The sequence below is a fragment of the Nocardioides sp. Z38_18 genome (assembly GCF_058215695.1).
This window is the reverse complement of sequence record NZ_JBZAJE010000002.1, coordinates 507,458-524,096: the sequence shown is the minus strand read 5'-3', so window position 1 is coordinate 524,096 and position 16,639 is coordinate 507,458. Positions and strand designations below refer to the sequence as shown.

Annotated in this window: 17 protein-coding genes; 9 read left to right on the top strand and 8 right to left on the bottom strand. The window is 70.3% G+C overall.

Features of this window, described 5'->3' with window-relative positions:
* Nucleotides 1-21 precede the first annotated feature (21 nt).
* The 3 genes from AC4BGC_RS13650 to AC4BGC_RS13640 all read right to left on the bottom strand — a co-directional run bounded on the left by AC4BGC_RS13650 (nucleotide 22) and on the right by AC4BGC_RS13640 (nucleotide 2,386).
* Nucleotides 22-441 (bottom strand): BLUF domain-containing protein, encoded by a 420-nt coding sequence (locus tag AC4BGC_RS13650; protein ID WP_490556261.1) that lies wholly within the window; start codon nucleotides 439-441, stop codon nucleotides 22-24.
* A 110-nt stretch (nucleotides 442-551) separates the two neighbouring features.
* Nucleotides 552-1,523 (bottom strand): aldo/keto reductase, encoded by a 972-nt coding sequence (locus AC4BGC_RS13645; RefSeq protein ID WP_490556260.1) that lies wholly within the window; start codon nucleotides 1,521-1,523, stop codon nucleotides 552-554.
* Nucleotides 1,523-2,386, bottom strand: a complete 864-nt coding sequence (locus AC4BGC_RS13640; protein WP_490556259.1) for an aldo/keto reductase — start codon at nucleotides 2,384-2,386, stop codon at nucleotides 1,523-1,525. Before AC4BGC_RS13640 ends, AC4BGC_RS13645 begins: the two co-directional genes overlap by 1 nt.
* A 188-nt stretch (nucleotides 2,387-2,574) precedes the next feature.
* Between AC4BGC_RS13640 and AC4BGC_RS13635 the strand changes: the two genes are divergently transcribed.
* The 6 genes from AC4BGC_RS13635 to AC4BGC_RS13610 all read left to right on the top strand — a co-directional run bounded on the left by AC4BGC_RS13635 (nucleotide 2,575) and on the right by AC4BGC_RS13610 (nucleotide 11,172).
* Entirely contained in the window at nucleotides 2,575-3,075 is a 501-nt protein-coding gene (locus tag AC4BGC_RS13635) for a pyridoxamine 5'-phosphate oxidase family protein (protein ID WP_490556258.1), read from the top strand.
* A 111-nt stretch (nucleotides 3,076-3,186) separates the two neighbouring features.
* A complete protein-coding gene (locus AC4BGC_RS13630) occupies nucleotides 3,187-6,390 on the top strand; it encodes a response regulator (protein WP_490556257.1) in 3,204 nt (1,067 codons plus the stop codon).
* A 91-nt stretch (nucleotides 6,391-6,481) separates the two neighbouring features.
* Complete coding sequence (locus AC4BGC_RS13625) at nucleotides 6,482-7,219, top strand: (Fe-S)-binding protein (RefSeq protein WP_490547870.1); 738 nt, start codon at nucleotides 6,482-6,484, stop codon at nucleotides 7,217-7,219.
* Entirely contained in the window at nucleotides 7,219-8,655 is a 1,437-nt protein-coding gene (locus AC4BGC_RS13620) for a lactate utilization protein B (RefSeq protein WP_490556256.1), read from the top strand. The genes AC4BGC_RS13625 and AC4BGC_RS13620 overlap by 1 nt, the downstream gene beginning before the upstream one ends.
* Nucleotides 8,648-9,250, top strand: coding sequence for a LutC/YkgG family protein (locus tag AC4BGC_RS13615; protein WP_490556255.1), 603 nt, complete (start codon nucleotides 8,648-8,650; stop codon nucleotides 9,248-9,250). The genes AC4BGC_RS13620 and AC4BGC_RS13615 overlap by 8 nt, the downstream gene beginning before the upstream one ends.
* 527 nt (nucleotides 9,251-9,777) lie before the next feature.
* A complete protein-coding gene (locus AC4BGC_RS13610) occupies nucleotides 9,778-11,172 on the top strand; it encodes a 13E12 repeat family protein (protein ID WP_490556254.1) in 1,395 nt (464 codons plus the stop codon).
* Between the two features lie 651 nt (nucleotides 11,173-11,823).
* Here the strand turns inward: AC4BGC_RS13610 and AC4BGC_RS13605 are convergent.
* The 4 genes from AC4BGC_RS13605 to AC4BGC_RS13590 all read right to left on the bottom strand — a co-directional run bounded on the left by AC4BGC_RS13605 (nucleotide 11,824) and on the right by AC4BGC_RS13590 (nucleotide 14,384).
* Complete coding sequence (locus AC4BGC_RS13605) at nucleotides 11,824-13,089, bottom strand: Nramp family divalent metal transporter (protein ID WP_490556253.1); 1,266 nt, start codon at nucleotides 13,087-13,089, stop codon at nucleotides 11,824-11,826.
* An 85-nt stretch (nucleotides 13,090-13,174) separates the two neighbouring features.
* Nucleotides 13,175-13,498 (bottom strand): DMT family transporter, encoded by a 324-nt coding sequence (locus AC4BGC_RS13600; protein ID WP_490556252.1) that lies wholly within the window; start codon nucleotides 13,496-13,498, stop codon nucleotides 13,175-13,177.
* Nucleotides 13,495-13,845: a DMT family transporter gene (locus AC4BGC_RS13595; protein ID WP_490547876.1), complete on the bottom strand. Its 351-nt coding sequence runs from the start codon at nucleotides 13,843-13,845 to the stop codon at nucleotides 13,495-13,497. The genes AC4BGC_RS13600 and AC4BGC_RS13595 overlap by 4 nt, the downstream gene beginning before the upstream one ends.
* Nucleotides 13,845-14,384 (bottom strand): TetR/AcrR family transcriptional regulator, encoded by a 540-nt coding sequence (locus AC4BGC_RS13590; protein WP_490556251.1) that lies wholly within the window; start codon nucleotides 14,382-14,384, stop codon nucleotides 13,845-13,847. The genes AC4BGC_RS13595 and AC4BGC_RS13590 overlap by 1 nt, the downstream gene beginning before the upstream one ends.
* A 145-nt stretch (nucleotides 14,385-14,529) precedes the next feature.
* Here AC4BGC_RS13590 and AC4BGC_RS13585 point away from each other — a divergent pair, with 145 nt between their 5' ends.
* The 3 genes from AC4BGC_RS13585 to AC4BGC_RS13575 are packed head-to-tail and all read left to right on the top strand — an operon-like array spanning nucleotide 14,530 to nucleotide 15,687.
* Complete coding sequence (locus tag AC4BGC_RS13585; RefSeq protein ID WP_490556250.1) at nucleotides 14,530-14,778, top strand: (2Fe-2S)-binding protein; 249 nt, start codon at nucleotides 14,530-14,532, stop codon at nucleotides 14,776-14,778.
* Nucleotides 14,729-15,253 (top strand): bacterioferritin, encoded by a 525-nt coding sequence (gene bfr, locus AC4BGC_RS13580; RefSeq protein WP_490547879.1) that lies wholly within the window; start codon nucleotides 14,729-14,731, stop codon nucleotides 15,251-15,253. Before AC4BGC_RS13585 ends, bfr begins: the two co-directional genes overlap by 50 nt.
* A gap of 8 nt (nucleotides 15,254-15,261) precedes the next feature.
* Nucleotides 15,262-15,687 carry a PaaI family thioesterase gene (locus tag AC4BGC_RS13575; RefSeq protein ID WP_490556249.1) on the top strand — a complete coding sequence of 142 codons (426 nt, stop codon included), beginning with the start codon at nucleotides 15,262-15,264 and terminating at the stop codon, nucleotides 15,685-15,687.
* Here the strand turns inward: AC4BGC_RS13575 and AC4BGC_RS13570 are convergent, their stop codons facing one another.
* The gene (locus tag AC4BGC_RS13570; protein WP_490556248.1) at nucleotides 15,688-16,527 is read right to left on the bottom strand and encodes a glycoside hydrolase family 16 protein; all 840 of its coding nucleotides are present in this window, start codon (nucleotides 16,525-16,527) and stop codon (nucleotides 15,688-15,690) included. It abuts the gene before it with no gap.
* Between the last annotated feature and the right edge of the window lie 112 nt (nucleotides 16,528-16,639).

Below are 16,639 nucleotides of genomic sequence, written 5' to 3'. Positions count from 1 at the left end.
CTGGGGGAACCGGAAGGCGGCTCAGCGCATCCGGTCGCGGAACACCCGGTGGAAGATGCCTGCGCGGCCGAGGTCACGGCCCTGCTCCTTCGACATCGACCTCCCGTCGAGGTAGTCGTTGAACCCCGGCAGTTCCGCGGCCTCCTCCGGGCTCAGGGTCTCGAAGCCCATGGACCAGTCGGGGAAGGTGCGTTCGGGGACCGCCTCGCGCAGCGCGATGAACACGTCGCGGTGCCGGGGGTCCTGCTCGATGCGGGCGAAGGTCGCGTCCACGACGTCCTCGGACCCCTCCAGGGTCTGGATGAAGTGGCCGCCGGCGTAGAGCAGCATGCCGGTCAGCTCGGCGGCGTGGTTGTTCGTGCGCGAGGTGAGCAGCAGGTCGGTGAGGGCGTCGTCGTCGTACGGCGCGGTGGCGGTGCTCAGGTAGGTAAGTGAGATCAACTCAGCGTCTCCGAGGGAGTGTCCGTACGGCGACCGCGGAGGCGGTCACCGATCTGGCCGCCGACCCTACCTATCCGGACAAAGGGTGCACCGGAAAACGCTGGAACGACCTACTGGTGTCCCGCGATCGCGTGCGGTACGTAGCCCACGGACAGCTCCTCGAGCTCGTCGTCGTCCAGCTCCAGGTCGACCGCACGGACGGCGTCCTCGAGGTGCTCGGACCGGGTGACGCCCACGATCGGGGAGGTCACGGCCGGCTGTGCCAGCACCCACGCCAGGGCCACCTGGGCGGGGGAGACCCCGCGCCGGTCGGCGACCTCGAGCACCTTCGCGACGATGGCGGCGTCCTCGTCGCGGTAGAGGGAGGAGCCGAACTCATCGGTCTCCGCGCGCGTGGTGGAGGCATCCCACGGCCGGGTCAGCCGCCCGCGTGCCAGCGGGCTCCACGGGATCACCCCGACCCCCTGGTCGACGCAGAGCGGGTGCATCTCCCGCTCCTCCTCGCGGTAGATCAGGTTGTAGTGGTCCTGCATCGAGACGAACGGCGTCCACCCGTTCGCCCGCGCGACCTCCTGGGCCTTTGCGAACTGCCAGGCGTACATCGAGGAGGCGCCGAGGTAGCGGGCCCTGCCCGACTTCACGACGTCGTGCAGCGCCTCCATCGTCTCCTCGATCGGCGTCCCGGGGTCCCAGCGGTGGATCTGGTAGAGGTCGACGTAGTCGGTGCCGAGCCGGGTCAGGCTGGCGTCGATCTCGTGCAGGATCGCCTTGCGCGACAGGCCGGCGCCGTTGGGCCCCGGCCGCATCCGGCCGTGCACCTTCGTGGCCAGTACGACGTCTTCGCGGGCGGCGTACTCCCACAGCGCCCGGCCGGTGTACTCCTCGCTCGTGCCCGCGGAGTACACGTTGGCGGTGTCGAAGAAGTTGATCCCGGACTCGAGCGCGGCCTTGATCGTCTGCCGCGCGAACTCCTCGTCCTTGACCCATGAGTGACCGCCGCGCACCGGGTCGCCCCAGCTCATGCAGCCGAGCGTGACCGCCGAGACCTCGAGGCCGGAGCGACCCAGGCGCGAGTACCGCATCAGGCCGCGGCCTTGCCGATCGCCTCGAACTCCTCGTCGCTGAGGTCGATGGCCGCGGCTGCGGTGTTGGACTCGAGGTGGTCGACGCTGGAGGTGCCGGGGATCGGCAGCATCACCGGCGACCGCTTGAGCAGCCAGGCCAGCGCGAGCTGCGACGGCGTCGCGTCGTGCTCCTTCGCTGCGTCGGCCAGCGGGCCGTCCTCCTTGGAGAGCTCGCCGGTGGCCAGCGGGAACCACGGGATGAACCCGATGTTCTCCCGGGTGCAGTGGTCGAGCAGCTCCTCGGCGTCGCGCTTGGCGAGGTTGTAGAGGTTCTGCACCGAGACGATCTCAGCGGTCTTCTGGGCCTCCTTCAGCTCCTCCACGCCGACCTCGGAGAGGCCGATGTGCCGGATCTTGCCCTCGTCCTGGAGCGCCTTGAGCTCACCGACCTGGTCGGCCACGGGGTAGTCCGCGTCGATGCGGTGCAGCTGGAACAGGTCGATCCGCTCGACGTCGAGACGGCGCAGGCTCATCTCGACCTCCTGGCGCAGGTACGCCGGCTTGCCGAGCGGGGTCCACACGTCGGGGCCCTGACGGGTCAGCCCTGCCTTGGTCGCGATCACGACGTCGTCGGCGTAGGGGTGCAGCGCCTCGCGGAGCAGGTCCTCGGCGACGTAGGGGCCGTAGGAGTCGGCGGTGTCGAAGAAGGTGATCCCGAGCTCGACCGCGCGGCGCAGCACCCGGATCGCCTCGTCGTGGTCGCGCGGCGGTCCCCACACACCCTTGCCGGGGAGCTGCATGGTGCCGTAGCCGAGGCGTACGACGGGCAGGTCACCCCCGAGCTGGAAGGTTCCGGACGGTGCTGCAACGTTCTGGCTCACGCAGTTCTCCTCGAGTCGTCGGGTGTTCTCCACTCCCTGTCCCAAGTCATCGACACGGCGCGATGTTCCCCTGGTCCCGACGTGGGCCAGTCGCCGGGCGCGGAACCGGTCTGCCCAGCGAGCCCGGGGGAGCGGGCGCGGCGCCACGTCGTACCTTGGGCCTCCCCTCTTCACCCTTGGAGTAGTGCATGGGCATCAACCAGCGTTCCCAGATCGAGATGACGCCCGAGGAGATCAGCGAGTTCGTCGCCTCACGGCGCACCGCGAACCTCGCCACGATCGGCGCCAGCGGACAGCCCCACGTGGTGGCGATGTGGTTCGCCGTGATCGACGACGTCCTCTGGTTCGAGACCAAGTCCAAGGCGCAGAAGGCGGTGAACCTCCGTCGCGACCCCCGCGCGACCGTGCTGATCGAGGACGGCCTCACCTACGACACCCTCCGGGGCGTCTCGTTCGAGGGGACTGCGGAGGTCCTCGACGACCCCGAGGCCCTGTGGGAGGTGGGCGTCAGCGTCTGGGAGCGCTACCACGGCCCCTACACCGACGACCTGAAGCCGTTCGTGGAGGCGATGCTGCACAAGCGCGTCGCAGTGCGCTTCGACGTGACCCGCACGCGCTCCTGGGACCACCGCAAGCTCGGCCTCGACCCGATGCCGCTGGGCGGGAGCACCGCCCCCGCGCAGGACTGAGCCGCCGCAGGGACGATCACTATCTGGGCGATTTCCAGCGGTTTGTCGGTATCTGATGAACTATGAGGCATGGTCCCCGACGGCTCCGGCGCGCCCGCGTCCCCAGGATCGGTGTCCGACTGGATCCTGGACGCGTGCCCGGACGCGCTGTGGGTCCTCGACGAGCAGGGACGCACCACGTTCGCCAACGAGGCGATGGCCCGGATGCTCGGGACCGAGCGCCAGCAGATGCTCGGCCGCTCGGTGTACGACGTCCTGGGCGACCCGGGTGCCACCTTCGGAGCCCACCTCGAGCGTCTGGCGTCGGGTGCTGGAGCGGAGGGTGCCGAGGTGGAGTGCACCCTGCGTGGTCCTGACGGTCCCGTGGAGGTCGGTGTCGCGAGTCGGCCGGTCCGCGACGGCGCCGGTGCGTTCCACGGCTGGCTGCACCGGGTCAGCGACCGCGCTGCGGCCGGGGACCTGGAGCGCAGGACGGTGCAGTTCGCCGAGGCGCAACGAATCGCGGGCCTCGGCAGCTGGACCTGGGACCTGGCGGCGCACCGGATCACGTGGTGCGACGAGGCGTTCCGGGTCCATCGCGCCGATCCCGGCTTCGAGCCGGGTGTGGACTCGTTCCTCGACCACGTGCACCGCGACGACCTCGAGCCGCTGACCACCGCCGTCCGCCGCTGGATGGAGGCGGGGCCGCTGGACGGGCCGGACAGCGAGGCTCCGTGCGTCGTGGACTACCGGTTCCTGCCCCAGGCAGGGTCCGCGCCGGTGTGGGTCCGCGGCCGGGGGATCGCCGCGCGCGACCGCACCGGGAGGGTGGTCCGCATCGACGGCACCGTCCAGGACATCACCGCCACCAAGTCCATCGAGAACGCGATGGCGTTCCTCAGCGTGATGGGCCGGGCCGCCAACGAGGCCAGCACCCTGCAGGAGGTGCTGGTCGCGGCCGAGGAGATCGTGCGGCCCTACGCCCAGTGGCCCGCCGTCGTCGTCGGGGTCCCGCGCGGGCCCGGCAGCGGCGAGATCGCGCACATCGAGCTCGACTGGGAGCAGACCAGCGAGCGCGATCGGGTCTTCGCACGCGACCTCGCCGACGAGGTCGCGCGGTCGCGGCGCGTCGTACGACGGCACGGCCCACAGGGGAACGTGCTCATCGGCGGGCCGGTCATCGCCGGCAACCGGTTGGCGTGCGTGCTGGTCTCCGACACCAGGGGGCCGACTCTGCCGGCGGCCTCCGACCTCGACGTCTTCGACCAGATCCTGAGCCTGCTGGCACACGTGGCCGAGCGGGAGTGGGGCGCGGCCGAGCTCGCCGCAGCGCGCGACCAGGCCCTGCGTGCGTCCAAGGCGAAGTCGGAGTTCCTGGCCACGATGAGCCACGAGATCCGCACCCCGCTCAACGGTGTGATCGGACTCGGGGAGCTGCTCAGCTCCACCGATCTCAACCCGCACCAGCGCCGCCTCGCCAACGGCGTGGACCAGGCGGGTCGCACCCTGCTCGCGATCGTCAACGACATCCTCGACCTCTCCAAGATCGAGGCCGGGCGGCTCGACCTCGAGGCGGTCGACTTCGACCCCCGCGTGGTCATCGAGCAGAGCGCTGCCCTGGTCGCCGACCGGGCCCGCGAGAAGCACCTCGAGCTGGTGATCTCGAGCGCCGCCGACGTGCCCGACCAGGTCCGCGGCGATCCCGTCCGCTTCGGCCAGGTGATCACCAACCTGGCCTCGAACGCGGTCAAGTTCACCTCCGTGGGCGAGGTGCTGATCCGGGCGACCGCCGAGCCCGGCACGTCCGGGACGCGGCTGCGCGTCGAGGTCCACGACACCGGCGTGGGCATCGCCCCCGAGGTGGAGAGCCGGCTCTTCGAGGCGTTCACCCAGGCCGACAGCTCCACCACTCGCCAGTACGGCGGCACCGGCCTCGGCCTGGCGATCAGCAAGCGGATCGTCACCGCGATGGGCGGCGAGATCGGCGTGGACAGCGTGCCCGGTGAGGGCAGCACGTTCTGGTTCGACGTCGAGCTGGCGTCGCCGCTGCACGACGGGCCCGGCCGCGATGCGGTCCGCGAGAACGCGGTCGCGGACCTGCGGGTGCTCGTGGTCGACGACAACCAGACGAACAGGTTCATCCTCGAGGAGAAGCTGACCTCCTGGGGCGTCCACGTCGAGGTCGCCGGGTCGGCGTACGACGCGATGGTGCGGCTCGACGCCGCCGCGAACAGGGGCATGCCCCACGACGTGGTGCTGCTCGACTACATGATGCCCGGGGTCGACGGGGAGCAGCTGGCCCGGATGGTGCGCGCGGACAGCCGGCACGACGGGACCCGGCTCGCCCTGCTGTCCTCGGCGATGGAGCCCCACGGGGACTTCCTCGCCGAGGCCGGGATCGACAGGTTCCTGAGCAAGCCCGTGCTGCCGGCCCAGCTGCTGAACGCGCTCGCGCACCTCGGTGGTCGCCTCGACGCCGAGGACGACCGGCCGGCACCCGCCCCCGTACCGGTCGTCCGCGGACGCGGACGGATCCTGGTCGTCGAGGACAACCCGGTCAACCAGCTGGTGGCCGAGGGTGTGCTGCAGCGGATCGGCTACGAGGTGGTGCTGGCCGACAACGGCGCCGCCGGGGTCGCGGAGTTCGCCGAGGACCCGCGGGGCTTCGACGCGATCCTGATGGACTGCCAGATGCCGGTGATGAACGGGTACGACGCCACGCACGCCATCCGCGCGATGCAGTCGATCGGCCCGCGGATCCCGGTGATCGCGATGACCGCGGGGGCCGGCGAGGACGAGCGGCAGCGCTGCCTCAGCGCGGGGATGGACGACTTCCTGCTCAAGCCGGTGGACCGGACCGTGCTGGAGGAAACCCTGTCGCGATGGGTGGGGGAGCCCGTCGAGCAGCCGGTGCGGCCACCACGTGGGTCCGCGGCGCCGAGGCCCGAGCCGGCCGACCTTCCCGTGCTCGACGAGGGACGGCTCACCGACCTGCTCGACTCCGGCAGCGCGGACGTCCCGCTCCTGCTCCAGATCGTGGACCGCTTCGGCGACCGGGCAGAGGGCGCCCGCCAGGAGCTGAAGGCGGCAGTGTCGGCCGCGGACCCGGTGGAGGTGAGCCGGGTGGCGCACGCCCTGCGTGGCGGGGCGGGCAACGTCGGCCTGGAGCGGTTGGCCGCCTGCTGCGCGGACCTGGAGCAGCGCGCGCTCGACGGGCAGCTGCCCGGGGCCGCCGATCTGGCCACCCTGGAGCGGGAGTCCACCGAGGGCGTCAGGCAGCTGCAGCTCCTGGCCGAGGAGATCGCCAGCAGCACGCCGGAATCAGCCACCGTCTGAGCACTGACGGGGGCCCCCTGTCCGACGTACAGTCGCAAGGGACGGATGCCCGCTCACCGGGCGACCCCGGGCCCGAGCGGAGTTGAGCGGCGTGCGAGTTGCGCTTCAGGTGACCTGCATCAACGATGCGATGTTCCCCGACACCGGCAAGGCGATGGTGACGTTGCTGCGCCGGCTCGGCGTCGACGTCGAGTTCCCGACGGCGCAGACGTGCTGCGGCCAGCCGTTCGTGAACACGGGGTACGTCGACGAGGCCGTGCCCGCGCTGCGGTCCTTCGTGGAGGCGTTCTCCGGGTACGACGCCATCGTCACTCCCTCGGGCTCGTGCGCGGGATCGGCTCGGCACCAGCACCAGATCGTGGCGCGCCGCTCCGGGGATCCTGCGCTGGTCGAGGCCGTCACCGAGACGGCGCCCCGGGTCTTCGAGCTCAGCGAGTTCCTCGTCGACTTCCTCGGGGTGACCGACGTGGGCGCGGCGTTCCCGCACACGGTGACCTACCACCCGACGTGCCACTCGCTCCGGATGCTCGGCGTCGGCGACCGGCCGCGGATGCTTCTGGAGAAGGTGCGCGGACTGCGGCTGGTGGACCTGCCCGCGGCGGAGGAGTGCTGCGGCTTCGGCGGCACGTTCGCGATGAAGAACGCCGACACCTCCGTGGCGATGGGGTCGGACAAGGCCCGTCACGTGCGGGAGACCAGGGCCGAGGTGCTGGTCGCCGGCGACAACTCCTGCCTGACCCACATCGGTGGCCTGCTCTCGCGGCAGCGGGGCGGGGTCCGGACGATGCACCTGGCCGAGGTCCTGGCCGCGACCGAGGGGACGAACTGATGACTGCCACCTTCGTCGGGATGCCGGTCTTCCCCGAGGCCGCGAAGCTCGCCCTCGCCGACACCCAGCTGCGGCACAACCTCGCGCACGCCACCAGCACGATCCGGGGCAAGCGCGCCCGGGTGGTCGGCGAGCTCCCGGACTGGGAGGACCTGCGTACCGCAGGTGCCGCGATCAAGGACGCCACCCTGGCTGAGCTCGAGGACCACCTCGTCGAGCTCGAGGCCACCCTGACGGCCAACGGAGCAGTCGTGCACTGGGCCCGCGACGCCGCCGAGGCCTGCCGGATCGTCGCCGGGGTCGCGAAGTCGCACGGCGTCGACGAAGTGGTCAAGGTCAAGTCGATGGCCACCATGGAGATCGGCCTCAACGAGGCGCTGGCCGCGGAGGGGATCGCGGCCTGGGAGACCGACCTGGCCGAGCTGATCGTCCAGCTCGGCGACGACCTGCCCTCGCACATCCTGGTGCCCGCGATCCACCGCAACCGGGCGGAGATCCGGCAGATCTTCCTGGACCAGATGGCCTCGGTCGGGAGGCCCCCGCCCCCTGACCTGACCGACGAGCCGAAGGAACTGGCAGCGGCCGCGCGGCTGCACCTGCGCGAGAAGTTCCTGCGCGCCAAGGTCGCGATCTCGGGTGCGAACTTCGCGGTGGCCGAGACCGGGACGCTGGTGGTGGTGGAGTCCGAGGGCAACGGCCGGATGTGCCTGACGCTGCCCGAGGTGCTCGTCTCGGTGGTGGGCATCGAGAAGCTGGTGCCGACCTGGGCCGACCTCGACGTGTTCCTGCGCCTGCTGCCGCGCTCCTCGACCGGCGAGCGGATGAACCCGTACACCTCCACGTGGAGCGGTGTGACCCCCGGCGACGGCCCGCAGGAGGTGCACGTCGTACTCGTCGACAACGGCCGCACCCGCGCGCTCGCCGACGAGATGGGACGCCAGGCGCTGCGGTGCATCCGGTGCTCGGCGTGCCTGAACGTGTGCCCGGTCTACGAGCGGGTCGGGGGACACGCCTACGGCTCGGTCTACCCGGGCCCGATCGGCGCGATCCTCAACCCGCTGATGCGCGGCCCCGGAACCAATGACCAGGTCGACTCGCTGCCGTATGCCTCCTCGCTGTGCGGCGCCTGCTACGAGGTGTGCCCGGTCAAGATCGACATCCCGTCGGTGCTGGTCGACCTGCGCGCCCAGGTCGTCGACGCCCACCGCGGCCAGCGGCCGCCGAAGCCGGAGGCGGTGGCGATGAAGGGGGCCGCGGCGACGTTCGCGTCCGCGAAGCGGCTGGGCTTCGCCGAGCGCTTCGTCAGGTTCGGCACCGGCCTCGCCCGGAGGGTCCCGATCGTGGCCCCGTGGAGCGGCGCGCGGGACGTGCCGAAGGGGCCGCCGGAGTCGTTCCGGGCCTGGTGGCGACGCACGGACGGAGGGCGTGATGAGTGAGTCCTTTGGCGGCAGCAGTGCTCGCGACGAGATCCTGGGCCGGGTCCGCGCGGCCACGGCGTCCGCGGTGGCGGTCCCGTACGAGCGTCCTCCCCGGACCCGGGTCGACGGCTCGGTGGAGCTGTTCGCGGAGCGGGTCGCGGACTACCTCGCCGTGGTCGAGAGCTGCACCGCCGCCGAGCTGACCGACCGGGTCCTGGCGGCGGTGGAGGGTTGCTCGGTCGTCGTACCCGAGGGGTTGGGAGTCGAGGTCCCCGGCGCCACCGTGGACGCCGGGCTCACCGCCCTTCAGCTCGACAGGATCGACGCGGTCGTCACCGAGGCCCGGGTCGGCATCGCCGAGACCGGGACCATCGTCCTCGACCACGGCCCCGGCCAGGGCCGCCGCGCGATCACCCTCGTCCCCGACCGCCACGTCTGCATCGTCCGAGCAGACCAGGTCGTCGCCGACGTCCCCGACGCCGTAGCCCTCCTTGACCCCTCCCGCCCCCTCACCTGGATCAGCGGCCCCTCGGCCACCAGCGACATCGAGCTCGACCGAGTAGAAGGCGTCCACGGCCCCCGCCAGCTCCACGTCATCGTCGTAGAAGGCTGAGCGGGGACACGCGGCCCGAGGTGGTCTCGCGACCCAAGGTGGTCGAGCAGCGAGCGAAGCGAGTGGTCAGTCGAGACCACGCTGGGTGGGTCGGGAGGCAGAAGCACGCCGGGTGGTGGGCCCGGGGTACGCCGAGGCACGCGACCCAGGCACGGGGGCCCGCGACCCACGAGGTGGTCGAGCAGCGAGCGGAGCGAGCGGATAGTCGAGACCACACCGGGCGAGCCGGGAAGGCAGACGTACGCGGGCTAGGGCGCCCAGACGTACGACGGTGGCCCGCGACCCCCATGGTGGTCGAGCAGCGAGCGAAGCCTTGCGTCGAGCAGCGAGCGTCAGCGAGTGGTCAGTCGAGACGAGCGGATAGTCGAGACCACACCGGGCGAGCCGACAAGCAGACCTGAGCCCCGCAAAGGTCCGCGCCAACGCAGGGCAGCGTGACGAAAAGTTCTCCAACTATTTCCCTGATCCCCCGTAAAACAAGGGGATTCACGCCCGAAACTGTCAGTGCCCGGTGCTTGGATTGATCCATGACAGCAACCGCCGCGACCAGCATCGAGGAGCTCGACAGGGCCTCCGACGTGCTGTCGTTCGCGCGGCAACGGCGCGCCGATGCGGACCGTGCGGAGGCCGATGTGCTGACCGCCGCAGTGCGCTGGGCTGAGCAACACCCGCCGGAGTCGATCCACGAAGCAGCCACCTGGATCGGCGGCGGCGAGACCGGCCTGCTGTTGGCTGGGCCGGGTGCTCCGCTGGTGGCGGAGTTCGCCATCGCGGAGTTCGCCGCCGCGATCGGGAAGGCGACCGACGCCGGCAAGGCGCTGATCGCGCACGGGCTGGAGCTGAAGTACCGCCTCCCCAGATTGTGGGCGCGGATCCAGACCGGAGCACTCCCGGTCTGGCGGGCCCGCCGCGTCGCCGAAGCCACCCTCGCGCTGTCGCTGGAGGCGGCGAGGTTCGTGGACGCCCAGGTGGCGCCGTTCGCGCACAAGATCGGCTTCGCCGCCCTGGAACGACTGATTGCGGAAGCGGTGGACCGGTTCATGCCCGACCTCGCGGTCGAGCGGGCCGAGAAGTCGGCCGACGGCCGCCACGTGACCTTCCACCACGACCAGGTCTCCTTCAACGGCACCACCCGCGTGGAGGGTGAGCTCGACCTCGGCGACGCCCTCGACTTCGACGCCGCCCTCGCCCAGGGTGCCGAGCAGTTGGCGCTGTGCGGAGCTACGGAGTCCCTGGATGTCCGCCGCGCGATGGCCGCCGGTGAGCTCGCCCGCAGGCAGCTGGCTTTCGACCTGGTGTCCGAGAGCGACCCGGCTCGGGCGGGGGACTCAGCCACGGAGCAGGAGTCGACCACTCAGGCGGACTCAGCCACTAGGCGGTCGAGCAGCGAGCGAAGCGAGCGGATAGTCGAGACCACGAAAGGCAAGGACACCCGGCGACCCAAGCCCCGCCAAGTGATCCTCTACATCCACCTCTCCGACGCCGCCATCCGCGGCGAGGACGGCCTCCACCTCGCCCGGATCGAGAACACCCGCACCGGTGTCACCGCCGAGCAGGTCCGCACCTGGTGCGCCAACCCCGACACGGCGGTGACCGTGAAGCCGGTGATCGATCTCAACGACCACATCGGTGTGAACGCCTACGAGGTCCCGGACCGGCTCGCTGAGCAGACCCAGCTGCGCGACCACGCCTGCGTGTTCCCGTGGTGCACCCGGTCGGCGCGGAAGTGCGACTCCGAGCACTGCGTTCCTCATGGACCGGGGCGGGACCACCTGCAGTTGCAACATCGCGCCGATGTGCCGCAAGCATCATCGGTTGAAGACGCACTCCACTTGGGGCTACACGACGTTGGAGCCCGGGACGTTCTTGTGGACCAGCCCGCACGGGCTCCAGTTCCTGCGCGACCACCACGGGACGGTTGATGTCAGTAGAGATCGACCGCCGCCACAGCCAGACGCGCCACCGCACTTCTTCTGACTCCGCCCTCTGCGCGGCTTGCGTCTGCCTGCTGCCTCGCCTGAGTGGTCTCGACTATCCGCTCACTGCGTTCGCTGCTCGACCACCTTGGGGTCGTGTGCCCCGTCGTAGGTCCGAGTGGCCGCTCTCGTGCCGTCGTACGTCTGGCTCCCGGGTCGCCTGTGTGGTCTCGACTATCCGCTCACTGCGTTCGCTGCTCGACCACCTTGGGGTCATGTGCCCCGTCGTACGTCCGAGTGCCGGCCTTCGTGCCGTCGTACGTCTGGCTCCGGCCCACCTGACGTGGTCTCGACTGTCCGCTCACTGCGTTCGCTGCTCGACCACCATGGGGTCATGTGCGCCGTCGTAGGTCCGAGTGGGGGCCTTCGTGCCGTCGTACGTCTGGCTCCCCGGTCACGTGTGTGGTCTCGGCTGTCCGCTCACTGCGTTCGCTGCTCGACCACCGTGGGGTCGTGTGCGCCGTCGGACGTCCGAGTGGGGGCCGCCTTGCCGTCGTACGTCTGGCTCCCGGCCCACCTGACGTGATCTCGACTGTCCGCTCGCTCCGCTCGCTGCTCGACCACCTAGTGGTTGCGCCGCCGTACGCAAGGCAGCGGCTACAGCAGGAGCAGGGCCTTGCGGATCTCGTTCAGTGCGAGGGCTCCGAAGGTGAGGGTGCACAGGACCATGGCGATGTTGCTGGGCAGCTTGTTGCGCCACTGGCCCGGGACGCGGTCGGTGTTGAGGATCCAGAGCAGCGTCACTGACAGGAACGGCATGAAGAACGCACCGAGGACGCCGTAGGCGAGGATCAGGTAGACGGGCTGGCCCAGGAAGATCAAGATGATCGGCGGCACCGTGAGCCACAGGACGTAGGCCTTGTAGTACTTGCCTCCGGCGCGGCTGTCGGGGTGGTCGGGCCCGAGGCCGCGCACGTGACCCACGAAGTCGGCGAACATCAGGCTGACGCCGTTCCAGACGCCGACCAGCGAGCTCATCGCCGCCGCCCAGAACCCGACGAGGAACACCGTCCCGGCGGCCGCGCCGTAACGGTCCTCGAGCACGTTGGAGAGGTCGAGCATGCCCTTGTCGCCGGTGGAGACCGCGATCCTGGCGGAGTACAGCAGCTCGGCGCCCACGATCAGGGTGGCGACGACGAACAGTCCGGTGACCAGATACGCCACCGAGTTGTCGATCCGCATCACGCGCATGTGCCGCGGGGTGATCCAGCCCTTCTCCCGCAGCCAGTAGCCGTACGCCGCCAGCGTGATCGTCCCGCCGACACCTCCTGCGACGCTGAGGACGTTGAGGATCGCGCCGTCGGGGATGGTCGGCACCAGCCCGGTGAGCAGCTCGGGGATGTTGGGCAGCGTGATCGCGGCCGCGCCCACCATCGAGACGAACATCAGGAGCACCATGGCGCCGAGGACCTTCTCGAAGATCCCGTAGCGACCCGACCACACGAGCACGAGCCCGATCACGCCCGACGCGATGCCCCAGGCCTTCACTCCGAGCACCGGGAACAGCGCCGCCAGCGCCAGGCCCGTCCCGGCCATCGCGGCCGCGCCGTAGACGACGCCCCAGATCACGATGTAGGGACCGAAGTAGAAGTGCGTCCAGCGGCCCAGGCTGGTCCAACCCTCGTAGATCGTCTTGCCGGTGGCCAGGCTGAACCTGCCGGCGCCCTCGACGAGCACGACCTTCAACAGGCACCCGAGCACGGCGGCCCACAGCAGCGCGTAGCCGTACTTGCTCCCGGCGACGAGCGTGGCGACCAGGTCCGCGGCGCCGACGCCGGTTGCCGCGACCACCAGGCCGGGCCCGAGGAGACGCCAGCGCGGCTCCGGCTCGGTGTCGGGCTGTTGCTGTTCGCGCGCGGACATCGCTGACCTCCGGGGCCCGGGACGAGACGTGCCCGTCACGCTAGCAATCACCGGCGCGGTGCGGAACGGCCTCGATCCAGGACGGTCAGTGCATCGCGCCGAGCTCGATCAGCAGGACTCCGCCGGCGATCGCAACGATCCCCAGGAGCATCCGCGGCGTGAGTGGGTCCTTGAACAGGAAGCGCCCGGCGAGGGCGGTCAGGGCGACGCCGGTCGCGGCCCAGATCCCGTAGGCCACTCCGACAGCCATCCCCGAGTCGAGGGTCAGCCACAGCAGCCAGATCGCGGACACGTACCCGACCACCGTCGCCGCGGCCCACCCTCGCTTGCGCAGACCCTCGGACTGGCGCAGCGAGAGCGTGCCGCCGACCTCGAGCAGGATGGCCGAGACCAGGTAGACCCACGTCATCGCGAGTCTCCGGCGGCGGGGGAGGGGTGCTCGCGCGAGCCGGTCTCCACGAGCAGTACGCCGAGCACGACCAGGACGATGCCCAGGCCGATCGGGGTGGTGAACGGGTCGGAGAACAGCACGGTGGCCAGCACCGCGGTCAGGGCGACGCCGGTGGCGGCCCAGATCCCGTAGGCGACTCCCACGGGCATCCCGGCGACGAGCACCCTGCTCAGCAGCCAGAAGGCCACCAGGTAGCCGACGGCGACCAGCGCGAACCAGGCCGGCTGGTCCAGTGCCGCGCGCAGTGCCAGCGTCCCGGCCACCTCGGAGAGGATGGCGATCAGCAGCAGGATCCACTTGTTCATCAGGAGGCCGGTTCGGTCAGGGCGAGCAGCTGGGCCACCAGGGCGGCGTGCTCCTCGGGGTCGGGCGGCATCGTCTCGGTGGCCTTGGCCACCCACAGTCCGTCGGCGGCGAACCTCGCGCAGGAGAGCCGCGCGCGCTCGGTGGGGGTGCAGCCTTCGAGGTCGAACCAGCGGGAGAACACCTCGTTCCACGGGCCCACGTGCTGTGGCCGGCAGAGCGCATCGGCGTAGATCGCGAAGTCGCCGCGGGAGACGTCGTCGCCGGCCGCGACCTCGACGTACGCGCGGATCCGCTGGGCGGGGGTGGACCCGGCCAGCGGACGTCCGAGGGCCTCGAGCATCGCCTCTTCCCAGGTGCGCGCGACGTACTCCACCACCGCGAGCACCAGGTCCTCCCGCGCCGGGAAGTGGTAGAGCACCCCGGCCTTGGTCAGGCCGGCCTCCGCGGCCGTGGACTCGAAGGAGTAGTCGGCGCCGCCCTGCCGCGCCGCCACGCGGTGGGCGGCCTCGACGATGGCATCGCGGTTGCTCGGGCGCACCCAGTAACTCTACCAACCGGTCGGTCAAGTTACTACCTCGCGAGGTGGTCCCGACGTAAGTCCGGGAGTCCGCTTTCCGGACCGATCCCGCAGATCCCCTAGCCACTATCGCGAGGGCCGTGCAAGACTAAGGCAAGCCTTACCTATGGCACCGACGCCTGACTCTCCCGATCCTCCTGGAGGCCGACCCGTGATCTTCTGCCACTGCGCCGTGGTCGGCGAGCGGGCCGTCACCGAGGCGATCGAGGCCGGCGCACGCACGGTGTCCCAGGTCTGCAAGGCCACCGGAGCGGGTCAGCAGTGCGGCAACTGTGTTTTCTCCGTCAAGCGTGTCCTGTGCCAGCATGGGGGTGTATCCGCACCCGCCATGGAGGTCGAAGTTGCAGCCAGCTAGTCCCAGAGTCGTAGAAATGCTCAATGACGCGCTCACCTTCGAGCTCACCGTCACCAACACCTACTTCCTGCATGCACGCATGCTCGACAACTGGGGCTTTCCTCGTCTCGGCAAGGTCTACTACGACCTGTCGATCGACGAGATGAAGGACGCGGACGACATCATCAACCGCATCCTGCTCTTCGACGGCCACCCCAACGTGCAGCGGCTGAACAACATCCAGGTGGGGGAGACCCCCGAGGAGATGCTCCGTCTCGCGCTCGAGAGCGAGCGCGCCGCCGTCGCCCAGTTCAACGCCTCCGCCAAGGAGTGCCACGACCTCGGTGACCACGGCACCGCGGCGGTCTTCGAGCAGATGGTGCTCGACGAGGAGCGGCACGCGGACTGGTTCGAGAGCCAGATCGACGCGATGGAGCGGGTCGGTACGGCGCAGTACCTCGCCCAGCAGATCGACAGCGGCGCCGGGCCCGCGTAGTGACCGAGGTGAGCGCCGATCCCCAGGTGATGCTGCCCGGGGACGCCACCGAGATCGCCGGTGAGTTCGTCAACTACATCGGACTCGAGTTCGTCGAGCTCACCGGGGACAAGGTCATCGCGACCTGGAAGGCCGGTCCGCACCTGCACCAGCCGCACGGGATCGTGCACGGCGGTGCCCACTGCAGCGTCGTGGAGACGCTGGCGAGCATGGGTGCCTCGGTGTGGCTCGGGGAGCGCGGGCGGGTCGTCGGCGTCAACAACAACACCGACTTCTACCGCGCGATCAGCGAGGGTGGGTTCACCTCCGTCGCGACTCCGATCCACCGCGGCAGGTCGCAGCAGGTGTGGCTGGTCGAGACGACCATCGACGAGACCGGCAAGCTGGCCTCGCGCGGTCAGGTGCGGCTGCAGAACCTCACCGACGCCGGGTAGTCAGCAGGCGTCGGCGTAGGTCCCCAGCCTGGCCTGCGGCGCAGTGATCGGCTGGGCGTTCTTGCGCGCCAGCGTGTAGTGGCGCACCCAGTCCATCTGCATCCGGCCGCGGTTCATCTTCTTGCCGGGCGTGGCGATCAGCCGGAAGCGCACGTCGTACGACGCGCCCGTGCGGGCTGCGGGCCGCCGCTCGGTCATCACCACGCGGGTGTCGACGAACCACGAGATGCGGTCGGGGGTGACCTCGACCGCGTAGGTGTGGAACTTGTTCTTCAGCGGAAGGCTCTTCGAGACGCTGTAGTCGAGGTCCGGCAGGTTGCGCAGGTGCGCCGTCGCCACGTTGGTGCCGATCACGTAGTCGCTGAGCACGATGCTGCGGGCCCCGCACCGCTCCCCGGTGGTGGGGACCAGCTCCCAGGCGACCCGGTACGGCGTCGCCTTCGCTCCGTACTGCCGCGAGCGCACGCGTGCCTCCCAACGGCCGTACTGACGTGAGCGTCCCGTGAGCTTCGCGGTCACGGTGCCGCTGGTGCCCAACGTGTCCAGGGTGAGCATCCCGTTCTGGTTGCGGACCTGCGCCTTCTGGTTCACCGACCACACCGGCTTGAGCGGGCCGATGAACTCATCGACCCACTGCGCCTTGCCCCAGCGGAAGATCTTGGCCGCGTTGGTGGGGTAGGTCGTAGCTGCCGGCCTGACCTCGCCGGAGGCCCAGGCGTCCGCGACGGGCGCGCTCGTTGTCGGTCCGGGCGCCGGTCCGGCGTACGCCGTGACGGTGGCCGCCAGGGCGAGCACGCCGATCGCTGTGATGGCGGACCGGAGGGCGCGGGAAACAGTCACGACGGAAACGGTAGGTCCGATTTGTGCGGTTTCGAGGTAGAATCGAAAAAGGCAAGGTTTCCGACCCCCGAGGTTTCCCGGATTCCCGTACGGAGCGCTGCTCCGCGTGGCA